Genomic DNA, 21,917 nt, shown 5'->3' with positions numbered 1-21,917 from the left:
ACGCGCGCGACCGCCAGGAGGATTCGCCTAGTGGCCTATGGCGCACGCTTGGAAAGCGTGTTGGGTGCAAGCCCTCGGGGGTTCGAATCCCCCATCCTCCGCCGGTGTGATGTCGCAGGACATCGGCAACAGGCCGGACCCTCAGGGTCCGGCCTGTTTGCGTTGTTGGGGTTGGTAGTCCCTGGTGGGGTCGATGGTGAGCTCGCGTAGGAGTTCGCCGGTGATGGCGTGCACGATGCGGACGTCGAGGTCGGCGATGAGCATGATGACGGGGGTTCGGGCGCGGGCTCGTCCGATGCCGATGTGGTGCAGTCGGGCGGCGATGCGCAAGGTGAGCTTGCCGTCGGTGTCGACGCGGTCGTGGCGGACGCGTTCGTGGGTGCCGGCGCCGCCGACGGGGTGGGCCTTGGCTTTGGCGGCGTAGGCGGCTGCGGGTGTGCGTCGGTTCAGTGAGGCGTGGGGGCGGGCGGTGTTGTAGTGCTCGCGCCAGGTGTCGAGCAGGGTCTGCAGCTCGGTGGTGGTGGTCGCGGTGGGGTGGCCGGCGAGCCATTTCTTGAGGGTCTGCTGGACGCGTTCGACCTTGCCGCAGGTGGTGGGGTGGTTGGGTCGGGAGTTGCGTTGCTCGATGCCCAGGCGGGCGAGCTCGGACTCGAAGCCGTTGCGGCCGCCGCGGCCGCCGGCCAGGCGGGTGGTGAAGACCATGCCGTTGTCGGACAGCATCGTTGCGGGGACGCCGTGTGTGCTGATCGCGGCTCGGAAGGTGGTCACAGCGTCGGCGCCGTGGACCCGTTCGTGGGCGGTGCAGGCCACGACGAAGCGGGAGTGGTCGTCGATGAACGTGAGGACTTCGGTGTCGGTGCCGTCGGCCAGGGGCACGTGGGTGAAGTCCGTCTGCCACATCTGGTTGGGTAGGTCGGCCTCGAAGCGGATGTCGGAGGTGCGGGGTCGCTTCTTCGGTGCGGGCTCGATCAGCCCGGCCGCGGTGAGGTGGCGCCAGATCGTGGCGGGTGCGACCTTCAGGTCGTGGTGGTGGGTCAGGTGCCAGGCGATGGTGTGGGCGCCGGCGTCCAGACCGTCGGCGATCAGGTGCGTACGCACGGACACGATCAGCTCGACGGTCGCCGCGCTGAGCGCTGTCGGTGACGTCAGCGGTCGTCTCGATCGGGGTTCGAACGCCGCGTCACCGATTTCGCGGTATCGGGCGACCAGGCGACTCACCCAGGACCGTGATAGCCCGTAGGCGCGGGCGACCTCGGCCTGCGAACGGCCCTCGAGCACGACAGCGGTGATGACCAGACGAGCACGCGACATGCCAACTCATCGACGCCCGAGCCATGTTGCCTATGTCCTGAGACATGCGTTGGTCGACCAGCGTCGGATATCTGCGAGCACTTCTGAGGGTTTGCCCCTGTGCGTGCGCCACACCATCGTGCGCACACCCGTTCGAAGGCGCCGCACACTGGTTCCATGCCCCGCCGACAGCCTCCGCCGTCCCCCTGGGCGCTTGTCGCCGCTCCGCTCGCGGTCCGGCTCGCCGTCGCGCGAGACCCAGGATCCACCAGTGAACAGCTCGTCGTCGTCGCACCCTCCCTGCTCGAAGCGCGCGACCCGAGCATGGACGAAATCGTGCGGTCCGTGGTCCTGCACGCGTCATGCCCCGGCCCAGTAGCCAGCCGGTTCGTCGGGCACCCTGACCCCGTTGTCCGTCGGGCCATCCTCGACGTGCCCGGCCTGCCAGCCACGACGCTCGACGCCCTGGCCCACGACCGCGAGCCCGACATCGCCGATCGCGCCCGAGCGCTGCTGGCTCAGCTCAACGACGCACGCTGAGCACGGGGAGTCCCCGCGCGCGTCTTGCCAGAACCGTGAGGGACCGAACCGCGCACAGTGCCCGCCGGTCCATGCGCTCGGCGTCGTTGTAGGCCACGGTGTCGGTCCAGTGCCGTCCGCGAGCGCGGGTACGGCGTCCCGTAGCGCCTTCGCACCTGCCACGGCGGCCTCGAACACGCCTGCCTCATCCGGTGGACCGTCCCAGGCGCCCATGGCCAGATCTGCGAGCCGTCCCCTGAGCTCTGCTGCGAGCGCCTGAGCGTCGTCGATCGCAGCGACGACCTGCGCGTCCTGCACAGCGTCGACCGTCACGGGACGGGGGTGATCGTGGCGTCGTCGAGGTCGCCGGCGAACCTCGTCCCCGGCTCCTGCACGACCGCCGGGGCAGCGGCAGCACGTGCCAGACGGTCCACGTGCGTGATCGCCAGCCGTGCCCTGCACTCGGCCGAGTACTCGCTCGTCCCGGTGAACGCCAACGCCCACGTGCTGTGGCGGGCGGCGAGGACCGGGACGGCCTGCACGAGGCGGAACGAGGCGCTGAGCGCGTCCGTGAGGGTCTGTGCGGCATCCACCTGATCCCCGGTCTCCACAGCCGCCGCGAGCCGGCCACGAAGCGACTGCGCGTCCGCGAGCGCGCGCTCAATAGCGGGTGCCCGGGCTATCCGCGTGTGCCTCGCGGACCGCTCGAACGCCTGTGTGGATGTTACGTGTTGGCTCCTACAGGCTGACCTGCGGGAACGCCCGCTGCGAGCCAGCTCTGGACTGCGCTCTTAGTGGCGCCGACGGCTTCGGCGATCTGGCGCTGGCTCAGCCCCTCGGCGGCGAGCCGCACAGCCTCAGCGCGCTGCTCCTGGCTGTACGAGGACCGCTTCGGGCGCGCCGTCTCATCCCACTGGGCGGGGCGCTGGGCGGGCTGCGTCGTGGGTGCAGGCGCTGTGGTCGGCAGGGCGGCAGGAGCGGTCACGGTGGCCGGCCGAGCGGCACGACGAGCCGCACGCGACGCCGGGGCGGGCACGTGCTCGTCCGGGCTGGCGATCACGGTCCGCGCCAGAAGCTCCGTCGTGACGAGGATCGCGACCGGCGCGGCGACGGCCAGGAGGATGCCCGTGATGCGCTCCATCCCTGCGGCGCTGCTCCCGAGCGCGTGGGTCGCGTTCCCGGTGATCGACAGGCCGCAGAACGCCAGCATCGCCAGGACCGCGATCCACTGGCTCGCGCGGTCGTGCCGCTCGCGTGCCACGAGGTAGGCCAGCGAGGCGCCAACGAGGATCCCATCGATGAAAAGAGGCACTCCGAAGCTTGGCAAGCCGGCGACATTCGCCCAACCGGCCGCCGCGACGAGCCCGGTGAAGCTGACGACAATGGCGGTCAGCCAAACGCCGGCCAGCACGAGCGTCTGGACGACGAGGACGGCGATGGCATCGGCGGGAATGCGCGCGCGGTGCACCGTGGGGCGTCCGGCGGCCTTCTGGGCGGTCTTGGTGCTCATCGGTGCTCCTCGTGCTCGGTGCGGCTCTGTGGGCTGCTGACACGGCGGTTTGTCGTCACGCCACGTCAGCAGTGATCGATGCGGGATCGAGGTACGCGTAGGCCGCGTCTCGCCCGTCCGGGGTGGTCCAGGTGCGCCCGACGCCGGTCACGCGGCCGTGCGCGGTGCTGCCGTCCGGGGCGACGAGCTCGATGAGCTGGCCGACGAGCGCGGCTGCGGTTGCGGGATCGGTCACGACGACGAGCGCGCCGGTGCGGCTGGCTCGCTTGGCCGGGAACGTCTGCATCATCTATCTCCTATCTACGTCAACGTAGACGCGTCTAGCCGGCAACTCCGACACTGGTCTACGTCTGCGTTGATAGGTGCGATGGGCGCATGCCAAAGAGTCGTCTCGTGCCCCAGGACCCCGGCCCAGTCGAGGGCCTCTACGACGCGCCACGCCTCGCGCAGCGGCTCGGGATCACCACCGCAACACTCCGCCAGCACCGGCTCACAACCCCTCGACCGGCGTGGCTTCCTGAACCCGCAGGCGAGCTCAACGGCGGCGCGGTGTGGCGGGCACAGGACCTTCGCAAGGTCGAAGAGCTGAGAGGCGACATGCGCCCCGGGCGCAGAACCGACCTCGAGCAGGCGCAATCCGCCGACAACCTGGCGGACGCCCCATGAGCGCGATCACCGACGATGCACTCGACGCCGTCGTTCACGCGCTCCACCTCGCGGAGAGCACGTGGGACCCCCGCGTCGGGCACGGCGCCCCGACCACACGTGCCGACGCCGAGCTCGCCCTGCACTATGAAGGCGTCCGGCCCACTCCGGCGCTCGTTGCGGCTGTCCTGGCGCTTGTCGCAGCACGGCGACCCGCAGGGGCCTGAACGGTCCTCAGCGGGTGGTTGCCAGGTACCGCTCCCACGACCTTCGGCGACCCCGCGGCGGCTGAGACGTGAGGTGCCACCGTCGGCACCGTTCGCAGGGGTAAAGCGTCGCGGGCACGCGACGGCCCGGAGCAGCCTGGGCGCGGATAGCGCGCAGCGCGCGAGCAGCCGCACGGGGCGTCGCGTAAGGGACCTTCGAGCAGGGCACGGCGCCCTCCGAGTGGAAGGGCGCGCGCCGGGCTGAAATCCCGGTCCGCGCCTGGGCCTGCGTCATATGCGCGGCGCCAGGAGTGGCTACAAGCCAAGACGCGCTCAGCGTATGGAAGGTCTCCCACACAGCGGAAGACCCCGGCACCCGTTGATCAGGTGCCGAGGTCTTCGTGATGACTCAGCGCGCGTCGTACGCGGCCTTGACCTCAGCGCTGATGCGCCCACGCTCGGACACGTGATAGCCGTGGTCCTTGGCCCACTCGCGGATGTCGCCCGACGCACCAGCACTCGCTGACGTCCGACGACCCTGGCGTCCGGCGCCACGACCCGCCGAACGACCGCCGACCTTGCGCGCGTGACCGATCCACTGCGCGAACGCCTCGCGCACCTCGGCCGCGTGCGCTGACGTGAGGTCGATCTCGTAGGTCACACCATCGAAACCGAACGAAACCGTTTCGTCGGCTGCCCCTCCATCGACGTCGTCGACCAGTAGGGACTGAACCTTCTGTGCCATCGTGCGATCTCCAAAAAGTCGGGAACTTCTACACGGTCGAGTTTACCGGCGGTTGCTAATCGATCGCCTCGGCACGCCTATATCGCGCGACGAACTCGCGACCCGCTTCCGTCAAGCCCCAACGCCACGGGCCATATTCGAAGCCCGAAGGCTCGTCGCCGAGTTCCGGGGTGGCATCAGGCAGCGCGAACATGTAAGCACCATCCGACGATCCGAGATCTTCAATGATCCCGTCGTCGACGAGGTACTGGAGGCTGAGCTCGTTCGCTCGGTCGATGACGATCTCGGTCAGGAGCGGGTCCTTCGTGAACCGCTCCAGCACGCGCCGTTCAAGATCCCCATACCGTCCCGTGACAAGCCCAAGGTTGGCCTTGTAAGCCTGCATCGCCAATCGGTCGATCTCGCCCTTCGTCGCCCGCGAATGGCACACGGCGCACAGCAGGATGAGGTTTTCGAAGGAGTGGTCCCGGGAGTCCGCCCAGTCGCGAATGTGGTGAATCTCGAGGCCGCTCGTCTGTCGGCATGTGGGGATAGCGCAACGGTGGCCCGCCTCCACGCGTACAGCGCGCTGGACTGGCATGGGAACGTCTGGGCGTCTCTCGCTCATGTCGCGCATCATTGCAGCGATCGTTCGCGCTGGTAGGCCACCCGATCGGATGGCCCGGGAATCCCGATCTCAACCGCAACGAGCCTGGCGCCGACAGTCCAGCGTGACCACCCGTACCGTGACCGCCGCTCCCGTTGTCTTCTTCGTCATCGTCTCCTTAACCGCGTGCGCGGCGACCGGCGAGTCGGCCGCCTCCGTCAGGCCGGCTTCACAAGCTGTGGCCACGGCAACGGCCGATACCGGGAAAGCCGAGGTGGCCGCGCCGGTCGCCGGCGACACCATCAAGACGATGGACGAGCAGGCCGCCGCAGAGGCTGCTGGCCTCAACGTCTACCCGCTCAGCGAGGGCGGCATCGTCTACGACCCGGCCCAGCCGCTACCGGCCGCCATCACGGCGGACATCACGGCGCCGGTCACGGAGGCCGTCGCGAGCGCTGACGGTCGCCTGTCGGAGTCGGTGTCTCAGACCACCCTGAACCGGGCGTCCGCTGCGGCGAACGCGCTCGGCAAGACGGTCATCATCGTCTTCAGCGCGCGCGCGTCGCGGAGCTCGGACGGGCCGATGGAGCAGCTGTACGGGGCTTACACCTCGGACCAGAACCGTGAGCTCGGCCACGCGTCCGTGTCGAACTCGCTCGACAAGACGGTCGCCGTGGTCAACGAGTGGGTCGCCAAGCAGGCGGACCCGAGCGCGTACCAGGTCGTCGTGGCCAGGTGAGCGCCTCGCTTCGCTCGCTGTGCGGCCCGTGTGGCCGGAACTGGGCGCGCCGGCCGACCGCTCCCCGCTGCACCCCATGTTGGGCAGAGAGCACCCGCGAACCTGCGCGGGTGGAACCTCCCCGTGACCGGTCCCGCGCCGGCTACCGGTGTGCCCGTCGAGGTGCTGCGCGGGGCGTGGCGGGCCGAACTGTCGCAGGTCGTGCAACCGTGGGGCCGGGGTGTTCTCGGCGCTCAGACGGGCGCTGGTGAGGTCCGCGAGGACCAAGCGGCGCGCGACCGTATGGTTGCGCACCGTGGCAACGAACTGGGATCTGAGTGACGCGACGGTCGCGGCGGAATGGCAGAGCAGGCGCGAGTCGCTCGGCTTCGCGCTGTCCCCGGACGAGCTTGCTGACGCAGTCGCCATCAGTAGCGCGTGCGCGGCAGAAGGTAGGCGCCCGCACCCGTGGACGGCAATGGGCATTGCCGAGCAGATCACGCAGCACGGCGTCGCTCGCGACCCCATGGTCTGGTGCGCGTTCGTCCAGGCTGTGAAGTTGTCGGACGACGCCGATTTCTTGCTCCTAGCCCTGGACGCCGCGTTCGCGTAGACGGGCCCCGACGTCGTCTTCTCCCGCCCGTTCAGCGCCGTGACGCACCGGTGTGGCTGCGCGCTGTTCCAGGCCGTCCACGGGCCGCGTACGGCGTCCTGGCGGGTCTCCCGGGCACTGGTAGGCACAGGTTGACCCGGGTGGTGTGTGCGCAGGTCAGACCAGCGATCTGCGGTGCCATGACGGCGGTGTTGTGCGTGCCATGATGCGTTCATGCCGACCGCTCGCGAGGTGATCACGGAAGCGGTGACGCTCGCGCGGGAGCACTTCGTGTCGGCGGACGGTGATGCAGGGCGGCTCGCAGAGGCGTGGCTTGCGCACATCTTGGAGACGTGCGAGGCAGTACTGCTGTTGAACGCGAACAACTTCGGCGACGTGGCTGCGCCAATGCGTCGGGCGGTGATCGAGCACGCCGTGTGGCTGGGCTGGGTATCCCGGCACGGAGACGAGGCGATCCCGGTGCTTAAGGCGAAGTACCGAGCGAACGTTGCTCGCAACGAGGACGTGCTTCGAGCGTGGGCAGCTTGGTCCCCTGAGCAGGTCGACAAGGCTCTCGCAATCGAGCGTCGGCCAGTTCCGACGATGAAGGCCGTGATCGGGGAGCTCGCGGACTCGGCGACCGCCGGCGCGATCTTCCCGCAAGTCTGGTTCGGCGCCTACTGGTCGGACTCGGAGCAATCGCACCCGAGCCTCGGGACAGCGCGCAGCATGGCTGAGGTGCCCGTGGAGCAGTGGGACGCGATGCTCGCGGCTGGCCTCATCCTTGCTCTGCACTCGTACTCGTCGATGGTTCCCGGCGACCCGTGGGATCCGTGGATCAGAGACGTGATCGCCAAGCTGGCGATAGCGATCGGGCACTCGCCAAGCGATCTGTCGGGTCCCGAGCAGACCTAACGCGACGAGACCCCCGGCCCACCTCTCGGCCGTTCGGGGGTCTTCGTCGATCGTTAGGTCGATCGTTAGGCAGTGGCGGCGCGGTGTCGGCCACGCACCCGCCCCACTTCCTGCGGCTGCTCGAGGCTGTCCGGAGCTTGAAGCACGGCGGGATGTGCAGGACGTGCGGAACGTGCGCGGCGGCGTGAGCGGGTCGGCCACAGGAGGACCGCGGCCATGGCGAGCGCTGCCTGAGCGGGGATGCTGCGGAAGGCAGTCCAGGCGGTACCGGCGGCCTGCGGCCCGTGCGCGACGACCCGGCCGGCGAGCTCGTCCATCCTGTGCGGGGCATCGGCAGTCGCGTTGGCATCGCCCTGGGTCAGCACGACCCCACCGGCACGGAGTTCGACGACCCGGTGCACGAAGCCGGGGTCCGCCCGCCCGGTGAGCTCGAGCGCCTTCTGCACCATGGCGTTGTCGCTGCTCACGGGGCCGCGAACGCGGACGACCTCACCCACGAGCGGGCGTGTCCGCGCAGCGGGGCGGTCACGACGAGGTCTCCGACGGCATAGCCGGACGCCGCGTCCATCGACTCGCTCTCGACCACGTTCGCGGTCCACCCGAGTGCACCGCCGCCGAGCGGGGCAGCCAGCGCCAGGCCGACCACCCCGCTCGCGACGCGCCGTGCTGCCCTGATCACGGGGCAGCCACCATGCCCGGCTCCCAGTCGGTGTGAGCCGTCTGGACACCCGTGACGACGAGGGCGAAGCTCGCGTTCTGCTTGGCATCGAAGTCCTCGGCCGTGAACTCGTCAAGAAATGCGATCTCGATGTGCAGATCGACGCTGGCCGCCTTCGTGAGCGTCTGGTCCAGGTTGAGGACGTCGCCGGGCAGCACGCTCTCAACGTCGATCTGCTGGTCGTACAGGGAGAAGGCGATCGAGCCGCCGTTGCCGATCTGGTGGCCTGTGCTTCGCTCCTCGTGGGTGAGGTTCGCACCGATTCCGGCGGCGCCGGCGATGAGCGCGGCTGCTCCCGCTGCGGCTCCCACAGCGATGACCTTCCGCTTCCGGTTTGGTCGTTCTGCTGCTCGTCGTTCTGCGCGGGTGGCGGGTGCTGGTGCCGTGTTCTGGATTGCCATTTCGCGTTGCCTATCTGTGCGCGCCCCGACCGGGATTTCTGCCTGGCCTTGAAAGGCGTGCGCGCACCTTAGGCGACGGCTTGTACAGCGTTGTTCCAGATTGCGTCCCGTTGTCCGGACGTGCGGCTACCGTTCGCCATGAACGCACATGCAGATATTCGACAGCCCGAGGCTCCCGATTTCCTGACGATCCGTGAAGCGTGCGAACGCGCCGGCCAATCGCGCTCGACGATCGCTCACGCCCTCGCCGACGGTGACCTTCAACACCTGCGTCAGGGCCGCGGACGGGGTCGGGTCCTCCTCGACCCTGCCGATCTCGAGCGCTGGGCCGCTCCACGACCAGCCACACCCCGCCGACCACCGCGCCGCACCGGCACTGATCGCGGCTTCACGCTCGTCGAACTCCTCGTCGTCGTCATCATCATCGGCATCCTCGCCGGCATCGCCATCCCCGTCTTCATGAACCAGAAGGCCAAGGCGCACGACGCCGCCGTCAAGGCCCAGGCAGCGACCGTCGCGAAGAGCGTCGAAGCCGCGTTCACAGACGGGGCAGGCATCGTCACCGGTGACAGTTCGACCGGGAGCGTCGCGGTCAACGGTGGCAGCCAGAAGGTCGTCACGACGGACGGCGTTCGCTGGGCTGCCAGTGGCACCGCCAATGGCTACTGCATCGCGCTCGCCAGCGACGGACGCGGCGCTCGATTCACGGACGCGTCGCCGCTGTACTACGACTCGACCAAGGGCGGCATCCTGCCGCCTGGATCGAGCTGCTCGGGCAGCGCACCGACGATCCCGAACCGCACCGGCACTCCACTTCCACCGCTCCCGGCATGCACCGTGTACAGCGCGGGCGGGGTCGTCGACGCGATGAGAACGTGCACGGTGGCGGTGGGCTCGTGGACGACGTGGTCCACGAGCGCCTCGGGTGGTGCTTCCATCGCGGCAGTCGTCACGATCACGCCCAGCCCCGTGGTCACTTCCTATGCGGTGATCCGCTGGGATCTGTCTGCTGGCCCCAGCAGGACTCTTCCCGCCGGGTGGGATTGGGCGCAGCAAGTGCCTGTCGGCAAGAATCTGGTCTCAGCCTGCGCCTTTGATGGCGCCAATGCCGTGATCACGGCTACTACGGCGCCGGGCTCCACCGCGCCGACGACGCCGCAGTTTTCATTCGCCTCTTCGGGAACGTCCGCCTGCTGACCTCCGCGAGGACGAGAGCGCCCCTCCCCGGCTCGCATCGGGCAGGGGCGCGGTCGTTTGTGGGCGGCAGGTCGACACGAGCTCACTTGAGCACTCGTTCGTCGCGTCCCAGGCTGCTTGCGCGTCGTGGCTAAGGGCTTCGTGACGGAGCGCGGTGGCGAGCCCGGCAAGGGTTCGTGCGTCGCCGTTTTGACCGTTGATGAGCGCCGCGCAGGCTCGGTGCGCGATCACTGCGCTCGTGGCTGCCAGGGCGGTGCCTCGGTCATCACCGCGCTGTTCGGCACGCTCGATGAGTGTCCCGGCCACATCGACGCCGATGCCCGTCCAGCGCATGCCGGAGAGAGTCAGGGTCGGCACGGAAGCGGGCACCAGGGTCAGCACGGGCCGTCCTGGTGGGGGCGGTGTCTCGGTGCTCATCGCCCCTCCAGGTGCTCGACGGGCGCGGCGTCTCGGAGCGCAACCGCGAAGTCGGCGTGCGCGCGGGCGTAGGCGTACGGGCAGCGTGGGGCTGGGAGCAAGACGTGCCTGCGGGGTTGGGGGATGTTCCGACCCCCGCGGTCTACCGGCAGGACCCGACATCGCCGGGCCGGGAGCTGGGATCAGAGCTAGGAATGGAGCTGAGACCGGACGCGATCGTTACCGTGTCCCTCGCTTGACCTGCGGAAACGCAGCGCGACAACGCACCGACACCGGAACTCCTGTTCCCCTACGTCCACCACCCGCCCGCCACGTTGCGCCCACAAAACGGGGCGACCCGCCCCCAGGGATCGGGAGCGGGCCGCCAGCGTCGAGCCAGGTAGGTGGTCGGGGTCAGCGGCGGCGTGCCCGGCCCAGCCGGAGCATCGTCGTCATCGTGCGGAGCGGTTTGCGAAGCACCCGCGGAGTCACGGCGTGGAGCATCTGCCGGCCCAGGTGCCGCGCGAGCACCCGAGCCACCCGACCTGCACGGCTCCCGCCCGTCGTCGTCCGTCGCTGTGGCGTCCATGCCTGAGCCGGGCGCGGTGACGGGCCGGGATGTGCTGCCGGGGGCAGCCCCCAGAACTGCGGCTGCGGCGAACTCGGCGGCGGTGGGGGCGCGTACGTCGGTCGCGGAGGCGACGTCTGCGTAGGTGCTGGCCGGGGAGCCGGTGCAGGCTGCGGAGCCGGACGCGGCGGCACCTGGCTCGGGGGTGGGCCAACATGCGCGTGCGAGCTCGTCCCCAAACTCGGGGAGTACCACGCGCCGTGCATGGCCTCAACGCGGCTCACGGGGTCTACCCGGCAGCAGCCGCGGGGATAGACCACCCGGTAGACGCCACTCGCGCGCTCGTGCTCGGTCCTGGTGTGTGCGGCGCGCCGGCGCCCGCCGGTCTCGCACATCAGGCTGCTCCCGCCAGGTCCGCGCGGTTGCGGCGCGCGTCGAGCTCTCGCCACGCTGCGACACGCTCCGACTCGCCGGATCGCAGCCAGCGCGTGTGCGCCTGCAGGATTGCCCGCGTCGAACGGGCAGGCGCGGGCAGGTCGTCACCAGCGACCGCGGCCACGTCGCCGAAGCGGTGCATGTCCGGGTAGCGGCCGTGCGTGTCGGCTTCGAGCGCGACTGGAAGCCGACCTGCGGCGTCCTCGCCGACGATCGCTGCCGCCTGGTGGCCCGTGACCAGGGCGTCTGGCCGGTTCCACTGGCTCCAGGTGGAGATGGTTACCCGCTGCTCGGCGGTCAGCTCCACACGAGCGACAGGAGCCGGAGCGGCGGGAGTCGATCGACGAGCACGCGCACCAGCGAGGATGCGGTCCTGGGTCGCCTTGGCCTCCGCCGCTGCCTGGCGATGATGCGCAGCGAGCCGGTCGTAGCGGTCCGCCGCCGAGCCGTCCACGCCCCATCGCGCGTCTGCCATCTGCTCGTACGCCTCGGTTCGCTCCTCGGCGTGGCGCCGGTCGTGCTCCGCAACGTCCCACGCGGTTTGCTCGTCAGCAGTCAGCGCAGCGGCCTGTGACGTCGCGGCACGCTCCGCCCAACGCCTCCGGAGCCGCTCACGTGCCTGCTCGAGGTAGCGCTCCGCCTCTTGGCGCTCTTCGTCCGTCTCGGCGTCACGGACGTACGCCGACGCCACAGCGACGTGCGCATGAAGCTGCCCGATCCGACTCTCGGCCTGGAGGAGCAGACACGGATCCTGTGCACCCGGGCACGCGTCCCGGAACCGTCGCAGTGCATCTCGCAGCGCCGGTCCTGCATGCCCTGCGCACCGCCGCCCGGCCGTTTCACACATCACGATCACCCCATCTGCCCCGTCACACCCCGGCGGCGGCGGGCAACGGTAGGTGATGACAGGTACAGCGGCGCCTAAACCGGACGCACGGGTGACTCGACCGCCTGCCCTTCGAGCGCGGTCACTTCGTCGACCCAGCCGTCCGTAACCGCCTTGTTGCGGAGCATGATCTCCACCGACGTGCCGGCGGTGACCGCCGTGATGCGAGCAAGCACGTCGTCGTCGCTGAGGCTCCTGACCCACCGTCGGATCGCGTCGCGGTCTGGTTTCGCGGGGTGCACGTCGAGCATGTCGCGCAGTCCTTCGCGTCCGATCCGGACCTGAATGGAGCGTCGGAATCGCGCCGGAGCTGTGACGTGTCCACCGGCGGCGATGACAGCGCGAGGATCGTCCCAAGCGGCAGTGGTGTCGAGCTCGACCGGCAAGTGCGTCACATTGCTCCCACCGGTGACGAGGATCGGGATGGCGACGGTCCGCACCCAGTCCGCGATCAACTCGAACTCGCTGAGCAGGATGGGGAACTCACCGGTGTGGGGTCGGCGCACGCTGATCGTCGGCCAGATGTCCATGGGTAGGACCACGCCCGCCGGCGCGATTGCGAGCACATCTCCCACCCGCACAGGTTGGCCGCTCGGTTCGGGGATCTCCACGCCCGGCGGCATCGAGTCCGGGATGACGCGTCCCACGCGTGTCGCGGCAACGAGCGGCGCGCGATGCTTCGCGAGGTTCGTGTGCGCGACCAGCAGCCTCAACGGGTGCTGATCTGGCTGCTTCCGCAGGTTGTAGGGCTGGAGCTCACGGATGCGCTTGACCAGCCTGGTTCCGTCTCGCAGCGCTGACAGCTTCTTGCGGCGACCGTCGTTCAGCCACTTGCCGAAGTCGTCGGCGTCCGTGCACGCGGGCATCTCGATCGCGCGTGCCTCGCTCTCCGTCAGGTCTCGGCCAGTCGCCCGCTCAACCTCCACGAACAGCACATGCTCGAGCGCAGCGCGCAGTTGAGTCAGAGCGTCAGCGGTGTAGCGGCTCACGGCGGGCGGGATCGGCTTGACCGCCTTCACCGTGGCCAGGCACAGTCCACCTTCGTAACGGTCGTGCAGCTCCACGGCACCGTCGCGCAGGACGGGGCGGAGCGTCTCGGCCGCGAGTTCGATCAGGTGGTCGGCGTGAGCCAGTGTCGCGACCACGTGCAGCTGGTGATCTGGCAACCAGTCGTAACGGCCAGTCGTTGTCACGGCGTCACGATCCGCGTGAGCGAGTCGTACAGACCAGTCCAGTCCCTGACGGCGTCGACCCCGCCATCCATCGCTGCGGCGACGAGTCGGTAGTCACCAGTCATGACCATCCACGCCAACACGGCACCGCACGCCAACGTCGCCAACGCACGCGGCAGCAGCGGTGCGACCGCGCGCGCGAGGCTCCATCCATCCACTCCCCAACGATCGCAGGGAGCACCGACATCGCGGTCTCGACGCGCGCGCCTCGCTACGACCTGGAGCAGCGGGCGGGAGCGCTCACAAGTCCCACGGGTTCACGGTCGCGGCCGGTCGGAGCCGTCGGCTCGCCGCCAGCAGCTCAGTGATCAGAGCTCCCATCCGCGCGAAGAGGTAGTCACTGGCGCTGCCCTCGGGCACCGGCGTCGTCCTCGTCTCGTGGTGCCGGATAGCAAAGTTGTTGCCGAGATTCGTCAGGGTCGTCATTTCCGCCTCGATCGTGGGTCGCCAAGTGGCGTCGAGGTTGCTGAGCAGCTTCTCGATGCTCAGCTTCTTGTCGCCACCTGGCAGGTCGATCGTCTTCAGACGTTCGAACGCGTCCCATAGCCGCTCGAGCGCGACCGCTCGATCGCTTGCGCGATGCGACGTGTAGAGGGATCGAGCTTCGCCGATCAGCTCGTCCAGGCGCGCGTCGCCCGACGCCGGGTTCAGACCTGCCATGACGGACTGCACCTCAGCGGTACCGCGGCGATGCACCTCGCCGTTCTCCGTGAGCTCGTACATCGTCCGACCCCGCTGCAGGATCGCGTTGACGTCGGAGCGGAACTTCGCCCGGCCCTCGTCGTCGTTGAAGCGCAGCTCGTAGTGGCCGAAGAAGCTGTGGTACTGAAGGTTCACAGGTTCCGCCACGCGGGCCGCGGCGTACTCGACCACGTCAAAGACAGTCTCGTCGCCCACTGCCGCGTCTGGGTGCAGAAGCGGCCAGGGCGCCCCGGGAACGAGCGCTTGGAGGTTCGCGGCCAGCGCAGCGACATCGGTGTCGTAGGTGCCGTGCCCGTCCGGGCAGCGCTCGGGAAACTCCTTCGCGAGCCAGTTCGCGTTGATCTTCGTGTCGAGCAGGCTCAGCAGTCCCCTCGACGCCGTCGCGGGAAGAGTGTCGTGGATCGCGGGCGGCGGCCCGTTGAGGCGATCGCTGTAGAAGGTGTGCTCGGTCACGAGTCAATCGTGCCAGCGATGCTGCTCACTCTTGCTCATTAAACGAGCGATGACTGAACACTTCTCGACGTCGTCGCGGTCTCGGGTGGCCGGTTGTTCAGCAAACGTGTGGGAAACCGCAGGTGTTAAGGAACTTCACCCGACCGTTAGTTGGACAGATCGCGTCGTTGCCGGTTCTCTGTCGACCTCGAATCGAACAGGTGCTCGAGAGTCGAGGTGATGCGCGGTGGCACTCCTGGGGTACGCAAGGACGAGCCGACCGGATCAGGACCCGCAGCGGCAGGTGGACGAGCTGACGGCCGCCGGATGCGAGCGGGTGTGGGTCGATCGTGGCGTCTCGGGCACGAAGGCCAGCAGGCCGCAGTGGGACCTCATGCTCGGGTACGCGCGCAGTGGAGACAATCGTCGTCACGGAGTTGAGCCGCGCGGGGCGCTCGGTGCGCAACCTGCTCGCGCTCGTGCTCGACGACTTTGCCGTCCGTGGCATCGGACTCCGGAGCCTGACGCAGGGCATCGACACGAGCGAGAGCGCGGGCCCGATGGGCGGGCTCATACTCACGATCCTGGCGGCGCTGGCAGAGCTCGAGCGGGAGATCCTGGTCGAGCGCACGAAGAGCGGCCTGGCTTCGGCGCGTGCTCGTGGCCGGGTTGGCGGTCGTCCTCCTGTGATGTCACCCGAGCGCATCGATGCGGCGCGCAGCATGCTCGCGACGGGCACGTCCGTCTCTCAGGTGGCCCGCACGCTCGGTGTCAGCAGGACGACCGTCTACGCGGCGATCGACGACCGCCGTGCCCCGGCAGTTGCCCGTTGAGCGCCACGACGAGCGGCGCGGTCCTCGCGGCGGGGATCGCGACGTCGCTGATGGGTTCGGGGATCGGCGCGATGCCCGAGCTGGTGGACGACGGCTCGGCGTGGGTGGCGCTGATCCTCGACGATCGCGCCGGGGTCGTGGCCTGGCTCGATGTGGCCGATATGAGCTATGCGGTGACGGTCCACCAGGACGGCTCGCGTCGGCTCATCGCGGCCGGGCCGCTGGCGGGTTTGGAGCGGTGCTCAGATGCGCGCTGCATCGCCGGAAGCGTGGTCGCGTGGGTCATGCTCCAGCGGTCGAGGCGCGAGCGTTGAGCACCCCCGACCAAGCGGAACGCGCACGGATCGCCGCTGGGGCGCTGGCGTCCGCTCGGCTGGCTGGGCACGAGCCAGACCCCGAACTCGAAGCGATGTGCGCTGCGTGGGTCGCGGGGGAGATCACGCTCGACGACCTGCAGACGTGGATTGACCAGCAGTACCCGACCGACTCTCAGGAGACCCGATGACCGCGCCCCGGACCTACGCAATCGGCCTGCCCGTCTTCGTCACGGTGCACGACGACGGGACCGTCACCTACGACATCGACGTGGCCGACGCCGCTGACGCACCCGCCGCATGGGAGCCGGAGTTCATGTTCATGTACGACGAGCACGACCAGCCGATCGAGGTCACCGACGATCTCGCGGATGCCGACGCGGAGCGCATCCGTGTCTCGCTCGAGCGGCCCGGCTGGGTGAGGACGCCCGACTCCTGATCGGAGTTTCCGGTCCCCTACCTGACCTGCACAAACACCCGACTCTGACCCGAGGAGCACCCGATGACCGACGAGCTCGACGACGACGCACCGCGCCCGATCCCCGACGACTGCCCTTACACGCTGCGTCGGGTGCGCTTCGCTGGCGGGTGGGAGACGCCCCGATTCGAAGCGCACCTCCTTCGCGATGGGGTGCACGTCGCCACGGTCGCCAACGGGGGTTCCGGCGGGTGCCACGACTACCACCCGACGGTCGCCGGCGGGTGGCGCGCCGTCCGCGAGTTCGAGGCATACGGCCACGAGTGGGGCACCCCGCTCGGTATCCGGCACGAACAGCACGACGCGCTCATCTGCGAGCTCCTCGAGCAGTGGTGGAGCACCCAGCCGATCTACCAGTGACGACGCCGTAGGACATGCCCAGCGCCCGGACACGCTCATCACCTGCCAAGAACGTCGTTCCGGCCGAGGACGAGACATTGGGCCGGGTGTCGTGCTTGTCTCTGCTACCGCAGGAAGCGCAAGACGTGGGCCGAGTGACAGGCCGCCGGTTAGGGTCACGGGCCCAGTACACGAGAGCAAGGAGCTTGTCAGTGCACGTGTTCGTGGACGAGTCGAAGGCAGGTCCGTACCTGCTCGTCGCGAGTGTCGTGCTGCCCGCTGACCTGGGCGCGGCCAGAGGCGCCGTTCGCGCCCTCCACCTGCCTAAGCAGAGCCGCATCCACATGAAGACGGAGACCGACGGGCGTCGGCGAACGATCCTGAGCGCGTTCGAGAGAGCCGGGCTGCGAGCGACGATCTATCGCGCCGTCGGCTACAAGACGAACATCGCCGCCCGTGAGGCTTGCATCGACAAGCTGGTCCGTCCGTTGGCGTTCGAGCCGACCGCGCGGGTGACGTTCGAGTGCGACGAGTCGCAGGACGCGCGGGACCGCCAGCAGCTCTTCCGCCTGGTTCGCGAGCTCCGCTGCACCGAGCGTGTCCAGTACGAGCACCGTCTCGCGGCGGCCGAGCCGCTGTTGGCGGTCCCTGATGCGATCGGGTGGGCGTACGCGCGCGGCGGGGACTTCCGCAGCCGGGCGATGCCGCTCGTCACGAAGATCGTGGACGTCTGACCCCGGACATGCGTAAGGCCCGAGCGCCACGACCGTCCGGACGGGTCTCGAGCCTTCGACTTCCCTCGGCTACTGCCTTGGGCACTGGAAACGATACGGGACTGCGTACGCCGCGTCTACCGCGTACGCGATGAACGCGCCGCTGGCCCGTTGGTCGCGTACGCGCTGACCAGGCTCTTCTCGCCTTCGCTGTCGCCGAGCTCGCGAAGCGCTGTGACCAACGACGACGGAGGCGCGTCAAGCCTCTGCGCCCCGCGGATGACGAACGACGTGCTCGCCCGGTGGCGCGGCTCGTGGAGCGTTGCGCCGCTGCTGCTGTCCATCTCGCCCTCCCTCACCTATGCCTACTCCGATCCGAGGAGATCGGCGATCCCTCGGAGTCCCTCCACTATGTAGTGCCCCTCTGACACGCCAGCCGGCACAAGGTCCGGCGGCAGGTCGAGCGCAACACATCCGAGCGGCTTGCGGCGCCCTTCCTTGAGGATCGGCACGGCTAGCACGTAGTTCAAGTGACCCCCCGGGATGACGCTTCCGGATGCCTGAGCCTTGTTGAAGTCCTCGAACGTGAGCCGCTGACGGACGGTCACCTCAGGCTGAGCCAGCCAGGTCGGTTCGTCGCAGCCTCGGAGGCCCGCCCATAGGTCCTGCAGGTCGACACCCACGATGTCGCCCGTCTCGATACAGCGTCCGATGACGCCCATGCCCACTCGCCAAACGATGCCAGTGGAAGTGTGTCGGTTGCGCGAGCGGGATCGGTAGAGCTTGTCGCTGATCTTCGGGGGGTGGCGCGCGAACAGCCATCGCCTCCGTGGCATCCACACCGCGAGGCCAACATCGAAGGGCGAGATCCTGTCGTTCTTGAACAGGTTCCACTCGAGGCCACGTTGGAGTCGTTCGATGTCCGATCGCCGACGTGCGCGGCGCTCGTGCGTCCCTTCGAAGGCAGCAGTAACGAACGTGGTGAGGCCGCCAACGCCCGCCGTGGCGACCGCGATCGCCGCCTGAGCAGGCTTCCAGGCCGCAAGCGGCCCGGTCTCGATCAGGGCGGTGACGACTGCTCCGGCAACCGTTAGCAGGCCGAGCGCAGCCAGAGATCGCACCCGCCAGCTCCACATAACTGATGACGGTACCGACGCATAGAACGCGCACGCCGGATATCACCTCCGTACGTTGACATGGATGGAGACGTGGAGGGCAACCGACGCCGGCGGACATCTCGCAGGCCGCGTGAAGACGAGCACCCAGCCAGAGGTGGCGCTGCGTCGCGCGTTGCACGCGGCCGGCTTCCGGTTCCGGCTCCATCCCAAGGTTGCGAAGGGCTGCACCCCAGACCTTGTGCTCCCCCGTCACCGGGTGGCCGTCTTCGTTGACGGGTGCTTCTGGCACGGCTGCCCCGACCACGGACGGCGGACACCGTGGACTGGGCCAAACGCCGAGCTCTGGGCGGCGAAGATGGATCGCAACAAGGCGAACGATCTGCGATCGACGACGCTGGCGAACGACGCGGGCTGGACCGTCGTCCGCATCTGGGAGCACGAGATCACCAGCGACATCCCCGTCGCCGTCGAGCGCGTCCGCGCGGCAGCCGCCGGTGCGTCGACCCTGACGTAGCACGCTAGGTCGCTAGGGTCCCGATCGTGGCAGCGATCTGCACGGCAACCGGGCGCGACCTGGCCGGGGTAACCGTCGACGCGCGCGAGCGCGCATTCATGGCAACCGTCTCTGCGATGCTTGCAGACCCCGAGTGGCTTCTCCCTATCGTGGCGGCGCAGCCGCAGTATCGCGGCACCTACTACGGGCTGACGGCGGCGGCGTTGCTCGAGGATCTCTGGTACGACGCCCTCGCGAACTGGGTCGCTCGTGCGGAGCCCGCCGTCGCACTGTCGAAGACGCCGCGCGGCGAGCCAGGCGTGAAGGGCGACTACATCGTCGACAGCCTCCCGTACAGCCATAAGAGCGGCGCCGGCGCGCAGCAGACCGGTGTGCACTGGGACGCGCTCGTAGCGGCTCAGGAGACGACGGGCACATGGACGTCAGCAGTTCCGGTCACCTACGTCGCGTCCGGCTACTCGCCGGTCACAGGCGAATGGGCTCCCTCGTCTCCAACCAGCAAGGCTGGCCGATTCCGCGCGGTGTGGCCGCGCCCCGAAAGTGGAGACGCACGCGGGAAGGTGCCCGCGCTCGTCGAGTGGCAGCCGGACGGCTCAGCGACGCTTCTCGCGATCTGGTCGAGCTGGCCGTCGTTCGAGCTGGTGTGGCCCACGCTCGCTGCTCGAGCCGCTGCTGGCGTGCCGGCCAACCACATCGAGCTGTTGTGGGTCCCAGCGAAGGGCGTCCACGAACTCGATGCCGGAACGCTGACGTGGAAGGGCAGGCCAGGCGTCTACATCTTCCCTGCGGACCTTCTCCGCGAAGTCCCCACCGGTAAGAACAACCGAGCCACGGTGCTCTCAAAGGAGATCGTCCACGGCCTCATGGCATCTGCCGCCGGCCTCGGCTTGTGGACGCCGATGCCGATGTGGTTCGCGGCCTATGCGCCACCGCGCCCGCCGGACCTGTACCTCTCCCAGCGCAGCGAGTTCGACCGTCGGTTCTCGCCGGCGTCGCGGCCGTCAGCGCTCGGTTAGCCCTTCACCGGGAACATCTCCGCGAGCACCTTGTCCGGCGCGTCGGGTGCACCGTCGACGGCTGCGAGGACGCTTCGCCCCTTGGCGGTCGTCTTAAGGATGTCGCGGTCGCGGTTCACGTGAGCTCGCAGGATGTGCCAAACGACGCCGATGTTGACGCCGTTGCCGAGCTGCTTGTACGTCGCCGACGTCGGCTGGTCACCGAAGTCGAAGCCGTCCGGAAGCCCCTGCAGCCGAGCAGCCTCACGCGGCGAGAGTCGTCGCTCGCGCGGTCCAACGATCGAAGTCTGGGTGATCGCCACGAGTGCCGGCACGTAGGTTGCGCGCTTGGCACGGATCCCGGACGGCCGGAAGTGCATCACGGTGTCCCACAGTCGCGCGGTGTCCTGCGCCTGCCATTCGAGCTTGCGCCGGGACGGCGGGAACGCGTCCGTGAACACGCCCCACTTGGCGGCCCAGCGGTCGAGCGTGGCCTTGTGCTCGGTGTAGAACACGGCGTTCTTCGTCAGGTGCTGACGCTTCCACAGGGGCGTGTCTGCGGGGATGCGCAGGTCGTCGACGTCGACCCATGCGTCCGCCCAGATCGGGAAGCCCGGGAGGCGCCGCCCTTCGCGCTCCTCCCACATGACTTGGACGAAGTCATCCCACGCGTCGATCCACAGTCGCTCGGCCGCCGTGAGATCGCAACCTTGCACGTGGTGGTCCGGGTCGAGCGGCAGGTGCGTGTCGAGGTCCCAGTCCGCCGGACCCCACCCGTTGAACCGGTCTGCCATCGTCGCAACGGGCAGGGGGCGGTCAGTGCCGATGCCCTTCGGGTTGTACGTCGCGGTAATGAAGACTCGCTCGCGGACCTGCGGGCGTCCGCCCAACGTGGGGGGCAGCAGGTGCGGAGAGAAGATCGCGGGAGCGTCCGACACCCGGTAGCCCTCCTCGCGAAGCGCTCGCACGATGATCTTCAGCTCGTGGTCGTGGCGGGGGCCAGCGAGGTTCCGCACGTTCTCGATCAGGACGATCGCTGGGTGGTGCTCCTGCACGATGCGCAGCGTGTTGAACCAGAGGGTGCCGCGCGTCTCGTCCATGCCACGCTGCGCGCCGGACTTCGAGAACGGCTGACACGGCAGGCCAGCCGCGAGGACGTCGTGGGCGGGCACGTTCATAACGCCGTCGTTGGCGTCTGCGGTGATGTCTCCCCGGGGGTCACGACCCCAGTTGCGCTCGTAGACGGCTGCGGCGTGCGGGTCGATCTCGACGGCGTACTGGCACTCACCACCGTACGCAGCGAGCGTCGCGTGGAACCCGCCGATCCCGGCGAAGAGGTCAATGAACCGGAACGCCGACGGCGTCGTCGCATGCTCGGTCACGGTGGCCTCCGGGGCGGTGCGGGTGGTGCGGGAGCGTCCACGCCAAGCTAACCGGGATCGGCCAGGATAGCTACCCTAGCTCGGCGTGTGCTTCGTCTCGCACGCTAGCTTGGCTTCGAACGCCTGTACAGCTCTTCGGCGTGCCGGTTGCCGGCGTGTCGGCTCTGTCGCCTTGCCCGCCACGCAGGGTGTTCCCCTGGGACCAGGGAGTGCGAGGAAGTGCGGCGAACTGCGGGAAACGGGCACCTCTGCCGGCGAGGGAACACGCTTGATCGTGCGTCTGACCTGGTCAAACGCGCGCGTCTAGGAGATTCGAATCCCCCATCCTCCGCCGAAGAACGGCCTGTGACCTGCACATGCAGCTCGCAGGCCGTTCGCGCACTCTGCCTGGCGGGTGCGCTGCCTGGCGGGTGCGGCGTTCAGGCCCGCGCCAGCAGAGGTACCCGTGCATCAGCAGCTGACCTGTCGCGAGATCGCCGCCGGGACGAGCTGCGCCACGCTGGTCGCAGCGGCGGGCGTACGCACACCGTGCGTACAC

The 21,917-nt window shown here is 68.9% G+C and carries 29 protein-coding genes, 1 tRNA gene and 1 pseudogene; 16 read left to right on the top strand and 15 right to left on the bottom strand.

Annotation, left to right across the window (positions count from 1 at the left end):
- Positions 1-16: 16 nt before the first annotated feature.
- Positions 17-101 (top strand) — tRNA-Ser (locus KIN34_RS06435).
- 40 nt (positions 102-141) lie between these two features.
- Here KIN34_RS06435 and KIN34_RS06430 read toward each other — a convergent pair.
- Positions 142-1,311 carry an IS481 family transposase gene (locus tag KIN34_RS06430; protein WP_214348277.1) on the bottom strand — a complete coding sequence of 390 codons (1,170 nt, stop codon included), beginning with the start codon at positions 1,309-1,311 and terminating at the stop codon, positions 142-144.
- Positions 1,312-1,467: 156 nt separating this feature from the next.
- Between KIN34_RS06430 and KIN34_RS06425 the strand changes: the two genes are divergently transcribed.
- Positions 1,468-1,830, top strand: a complete 363-nt coding sequence (locus KIN34_RS06425) for a hypothetical protein (RefSeq protein ID WP_214348274.1) — start codon at positions 1,468-1,470, stop codon at positions 1,828-1,830.
- A gap of 308 nt (positions 1,831-2,138) precedes the next feature.
- Here KIN34_RS06425 and KIN34_RS06420 read toward each other — a convergent pair whose 3' ends face one another.
- The 3 genes from KIN34_RS06420 to KIN34_RS06410 form a co-directional block, all read right to left on the bottom strand.
- Entirely contained in the window at positions 2,139-2,402 is a 264-nt protein-coding gene (locus KIN34_RS06420; protein ID WP_214348272.1) for a hypothetical protein, read from the bottom strand.
- 131 nt (positions 2,403-2,533) lie between these two features.
- Positions 2,534-3,319: a helix-turn-helix domain-containing protein gene (locus KIN34_RS06415; protein ID WP_214348269.1), complete on the bottom strand. Its 786-nt coding sequence runs from the start codon at positions 3,317-3,319 to the stop codon at positions 2,534-2,536.
- A 55-nt stretch (positions 3,320-3,374) separates the two neighbouring features.
- Positions 3,375-3,608, bottom strand: coding sequence for a hypothetical protein (locus KIN34_RS06410; protein WP_214348266.1), 234 nt, complete (start codon positions 3,606-3,608; stop codon positions 3,375-3,377).
- Between the two features lie 104 nt (positions 3,609-3,712).
- On the opposite strand from KIN34_RS06410, the gene KIN34_RS06405 reads away from it, so the two are divergent.
- Positions 3,713-3,985, top strand: a complete 273-nt coding sequence (locus tag KIN34_RS06405) for a hypothetical protein (RefSeq protein ID WP_214348263.1) — start codon at positions 3,713-3,715, stop codon at positions 3,983-3,985.
- A 594-nt stretch (positions 3,986-4,579) separates the two neighbouring features.
- Here KIN34_RS06405 and KIN34_RS06400 read toward each other — a convergent pair.
- Together KIN34_RS06400 and KIN34_RS06395 are read right to left on the bottom strand one after the other, a co-directional pair.
- On the bottom strand, positions 4,580-4,915 hold the full coding sequence (locus KIN34_RS06400) for a histone-like nucleoid-structuring protein Lsr2 (RefSeq protein ID WP_214348260.1): 336 nt from the start codon (positions 4,913-4,915) through the stop codon (positions 4,580-4,582).
- 55 nt (positions 4,916-4,970) lie between these two features.
- Positions 4,971-5,522, bottom strand: coding sequence for an HNH endonuclease signature motif containing protein (locus KIN34_RS06395; protein WP_214348257.1), 552 nt, complete (start codon positions 5,520-5,522; stop codon positions 4,971-4,973).
- A gap of 118 nt (positions 5,523-5,640) precedes the next feature.
- On the opposite strand from KIN34_RS06395, the gene KIN34_RS06390 reads away from it, so the two are divergent.
- The 3 genes from KIN34_RS06390 (at position 5,641) to KIN34_RS06380 (ending at position 7,726) form a co-directional block, all read left to right on the top strand.
- Complete coding sequence (locus KIN34_RS06390; RefSeq protein WP_214348254.1) at positions 5,641-6,240, top strand: hypothetical protein; 600 nt, start codon at positions 5,641-5,643, stop codon at positions 6,238-6,240.
- A 295-nt stretch (positions 6,241-6,535) separates the two neighbouring features.
- Entirely contained in the window at positions 6,536-6,832 is a 297-nt protein-coding gene (locus KIN34_RS06385; RefSeq protein ID WP_214348252.1) for a hypothetical protein, read from the top strand.
- Positions 6,833-7,045: 213 nt separating this feature from the next.
- On the top strand, positions 7,046-7,726 hold the full coding sequence (locus tag KIN34_RS06380; RefSeq protein ID WP_214348249.1) for a hypothetical protein: 681 nt from the start codon (positions 7,046-7,048) through the stop codon (positions 7,724-7,726).
- Positions 7,727-7,791: 65 nt separating this feature from the next.
- On the opposite strand, the gene KIN34_RS06375 is transcribed toward KIN34_RS06380, so the two are convergent.
- From KIN34_RS06375 to KIN34_RS06365, 3 genes are read right to left on the bottom strand one after another with little or no spacing between them, the layout of a single operon-like run.
- Positions 7,792-8,193: a hypothetical protein gene (locus KIN34_RS06375; protein ID WP_214348246.1), complete on the bottom strand. Its 402-nt coding sequence runs from the start codon at positions 8,191-8,193 to the stop codon at positions 7,792-7,794.
- Positions 8,190-8,405: a hypothetical protein gene (locus tag KIN34_RS06370; protein WP_214348243.1), complete on the bottom strand. Its 216-nt coding sequence runs from the start codon at positions 8,403-8,405 to the stop codon at positions 8,190-8,192. The genes KIN34_RS06375 and KIN34_RS06370 overlap by 4 nt, the downstream gene beginning before the upstream one ends.
- The gene (locus KIN34_RS06365; RefSeq protein ID WP_214348240.1) at positions 8,402-8,755 is read right to left on the bottom strand and encodes a hypothetical protein; all 354 of its coding nucleotides are present in this window, start codon (positions 8,753-8,755) and stop codon (positions 8,402-8,404) included. Before KIN34_RS06365 ends, KIN34_RS06370 begins: the two co-directional genes overlap by 4 nt.
- Before the next feature lie 228 nt (positions 8,756-8,983).
- On the opposite strand from KIN34_RS06365, the gene KIN34_RS06360 reads away from it, so the two are divergent.
- Complete coding sequence (locus tag KIN34_RS06360; protein ID WP_237689057.1) at positions 8,984-10,042, top strand: prepilin-type N-terminal cleavage/methylation domain-containing protein; 1,059 nt, start codon at positions 8,984-8,986, stop codon at positions 10,040-10,042.
- Here the strand turns inward: KIN34_RS06360 and KIN34_RS06355 are convergent.
- The 4 genes from KIN34_RS06355 to KIN34_RS06340 all read right to left on the bottom strand — a co-directional run bounded on the left by KIN34_RS06355 (position 10,010) and on the right by KIN34_RS06340 (position 14,714).
- Positions 10,010-10,423, bottom strand: coding sequence for a hypothetical protein (locus KIN34_RS06355; protein WP_214348237.1), 414 nt, complete (start codon positions 10,421-10,423; stop codon positions 10,010-10,012). The genes KIN34_RS06360 and KIN34_RS06355 overlap by 33 nt on opposite strands.
- A gap of 977 nt (positions 10,424-11,400) precedes the next feature.
- Positions 11,401-12,132 carry a hypothetical protein gene (locus tag KIN34_RS06350; RefSeq protein WP_214348234.1) on the bottom strand — a complete coding sequence of 244 codons (732 nt, stop codon included), beginning with the start codon at positions 12,130-12,132 and terminating at the stop codon, positions 11,401-11,403.
- A 230-nt stretch (positions 12,133-12,362) separates the two neighbouring features.
- Positions 12,363-13,520: a hypothetical protein gene (locus KIN34_RS06345; RefSeq protein WP_214348232.1), complete on the bottom strand. Its 1,158-nt coding sequence runs from the start codon at positions 13,518-13,520 to the stop codon at positions 12,363-12,365.
- Positions 13,521-13,799: 279 nt separating this feature from the next.
- Complete coding sequence (locus KIN34_RS06340) at positions 13,800-14,714, bottom strand: hypothetical protein (protein WP_214348229.1); 915 nt, start codon at positions 14,712-14,714, stop codon at positions 13,800-13,802.
- A gap of 226 nt (positions 14,715-14,940) precedes the next feature.
- Here KIN34_RS06340 and KIN34_RS17485 point away from each other — a divergent pair.
- The 7 genes and pseudogenes from KIN34_RS17485 to KIN34_RS06310 all read left to right on the top strand — a co-directional run.
- Positions 14,941-15,301 (top strand): annotated as a pseudogene (locus tag KIN34_RS17485) (recombinase family protein); the annotation flags it as partial.
- Between the two features lie 81 nt (positions 15,302-15,382).
- Positions 15,383-15,526 (top strand): helix-turn-helix domain-containing protein, encoded by a 144-nt coding sequence (locus tag KIN34_RS17480; protein ID WP_372449552.1) that lies wholly within the window; start codon positions 15,383-15,385, stop codon positions 15,524-15,526.
- Positions 15,523-15,840 carry a hypothetical protein gene (locus tag KIN34_RS06330; RefSeq protein WP_214348226.1) on the top strand — a complete coding sequence of 106 codons (318 nt, stop codon included), beginning with the start codon at positions 15,523-15,525 and terminating at the stop codon, positions 15,838-15,840. The genes KIN34_RS17480 and KIN34_RS06330 overlap by 4 nt, the downstream gene beginning before the upstream one ends.
- A complete protein-coding gene (locus tag KIN34_RS17475; RefSeq protein ID WP_372449530.1) occupies positions 15,765-16,031 on the top strand; it encodes an antitoxin VbhA family protein in 267 nt (88 codons plus the stop codon). The genes KIN34_RS06330 and KIN34_RS17475 overlap by 76 nt, the downstream gene beginning before the upstream one ends.
- Complete coding sequence (locus tag KIN34_RS06320) at positions 16,028-16,279, top strand: hypothetical protein (protein WP_214348222.1); 252 nt, start codon at positions 16,028-16,030, stop codon at positions 16,277-16,279. The genes KIN34_RS17475 and KIN34_RS06320 overlap by 4 nt, the downstream gene beginning before the upstream one ends.
- 63 nt (positions 16,280-16,342) lie before the next feature.
- Complete coding sequence (locus tag KIN34_RS06315) at positions 16,343-16,678, top strand: hypothetical protein (RefSeq protein ID WP_214348220.1); 336 nt, start codon at positions 16,343-16,345, stop codon at positions 16,676-16,678.
- Positions 16,679-16,875: 197 nt separating this feature from the next.
- Positions 16,876-17,391, top strand: coding sequence for a hypothetical protein (locus KIN34_RS06310; RefSeq protein ID WP_214348218.1), 516 nt, complete (start codon positions 16,876-16,878; stop codon positions 17,389-17,391).
- Between the two features lie 344 nt (positions 17,392-17,735).
- Here KIN34_RS06310 and KIN34_RS06305 read toward each other — a convergent pair whose 3' ends face one another.
- On the bottom strand, positions 17,736-18,506 hold the full coding sequence (locus tag KIN34_RS06305) for a hypothetical protein (RefSeq protein WP_214348216.1): 771 nt from the start codon (positions 18,504-18,506) through the stop codon (positions 17,736-17,738).
- 112 nt (positions 18,507-18,618) lie between these two features.
- Between KIN34_RS06305 and KIN34_RS06300 the strand changes: the two genes are divergently transcribed.
- Together KIN34_RS06300 and KIN34_RS06295 are read left to right on the top strand one after the other, a co-directional pair.
- Positions 18,619-19,002, top strand: coding sequence for a very short patch repair endonuclease (locus tag KIN34_RS06300; protein WP_307858111.1), 384 nt, complete (start codon positions 18,619-18,621; stop codon positions 19,000-19,002).
- 26 nt (positions 19,003-19,028) lie between these two features.
- Entirely contained in the window at positions 19,029-20,018 is a 990-nt protein-coding gene (locus tag KIN34_RS06295) for a hypothetical protein (RefSeq protein ID WP_214348211.1), read from the top strand.
- On the opposite strand, the gene KIN34_RS06290 is transcribed toward KIN34_RS06295, so the two are convergent.
- On the bottom strand, positions 20,015-21,379 hold the full coding sequence (locus tag KIN34_RS06290) for a DNA cytosine methyltransferase (protein WP_214348208.1): 1,365 nt from the start codon (positions 21,377-21,379) through the stop codon (positions 20,015-20,017). The genes KIN34_RS06295 and KIN34_RS06290 overlap by 4 nt on opposite strands.
- Positions 21,380-21,917: the final 538 nt, after the last annotated feature.

Source organism: Cellulomonas fulva (assembly GCF_018531375.1).
Classification (GTDB): Bacteria; Actinomycetota; Actinomycetes; order Actinomycetales; family Cellulomonadaceae; genus Cellulomonas; species Cellulomonas fulva.
Note: the sequence above shows the minus strand (reverse complement) of the source record. Positions and strands in the feature narration are given on the sequence as shown.

Coding starts and splice junctions, on each gene's coding strand:
- KIN34_RS06430 (WP_214348277.1), bottom strand. CDS start 1,311: ATGTCGCGTGCTCGTCTGGTCATCACCGCTGTCGTGCTCGAGGGCCGT.
- KIN34_RS06360 (WP_237689057.1), top strand. CDS start 8,984: ATGAACGCACATGCAGATATTCGACAGCCCGAGGCTCCCGATTTCCTG.
- KIN34_RS06380 (WP_214348249.1), top strand. CDS start 7,046: ATGCCGACCGCTCGCGAGGTGATCACGGAAGCGGTGACGCTCGCGCGG.
- KIN34_RS17480 (WP_372449552.1), top strand. CDS start 15,383: ATGTCACCCGAGCGCATCGATGCGGCGCGCAGCATGCTCGCGACGGGC.
- KIN34_RS06425 (WP_214348274.1), top strand. CDS start 1,468: ATGCCCCGCCGACAGCCTCCGCCGTCCCCCTGGGCGCTTGTCGCCGCT.
- KIN34_RS06410 (WP_214348266.1), bottom strand. CDS start 3,608: ATGATGCAGACGTTCCCGGCCAAGCGAGCCAGCCGCACCGGCGCGCTC.
- KIN34_RS06415 (WP_214348269.1), bottom strand. CDS start 3,319: ATGAGCACCAAGACCGCCCAGAAGGCCGCCGGACGCCCCACGGTGCAC.
- KIN34_RS06400 (WP_214348260.1), bottom strand. CDS start 4,915: ATGGCACAGAAGGTTCAGTCCCTACTGGTCGACGACGTCGATGGAGGG.
- KIN34_RS06315 (WP_214348220.1), top strand. CDS start 16,343: ATGACCGACGAGCTCGACGACGACGCACCGCGCCCGATCCCCGACGAC.
- KIN34_RS06395 (WP_214348257.1), bottom strand. CDS start 5,522: ATGAGCGAGAGACGCCCAGACGTTCCCATGCCAGTCCAGCGCGCTGTA.
- KIN34_RS06320 (WP_214348222.1), top strand. CDS start 16,028: ATGACCGCGCCCCGGACCTACGCAATCGGCCTGCCCGTCTTCGTCACG.
- KIN34_RS06305 (WP_214348216.1), bottom strand. CDS start 18,506: ATGTGGAGCTGGCGGGTGCGATCTCTGGCTGCGCTCGGCCTGCTAACG.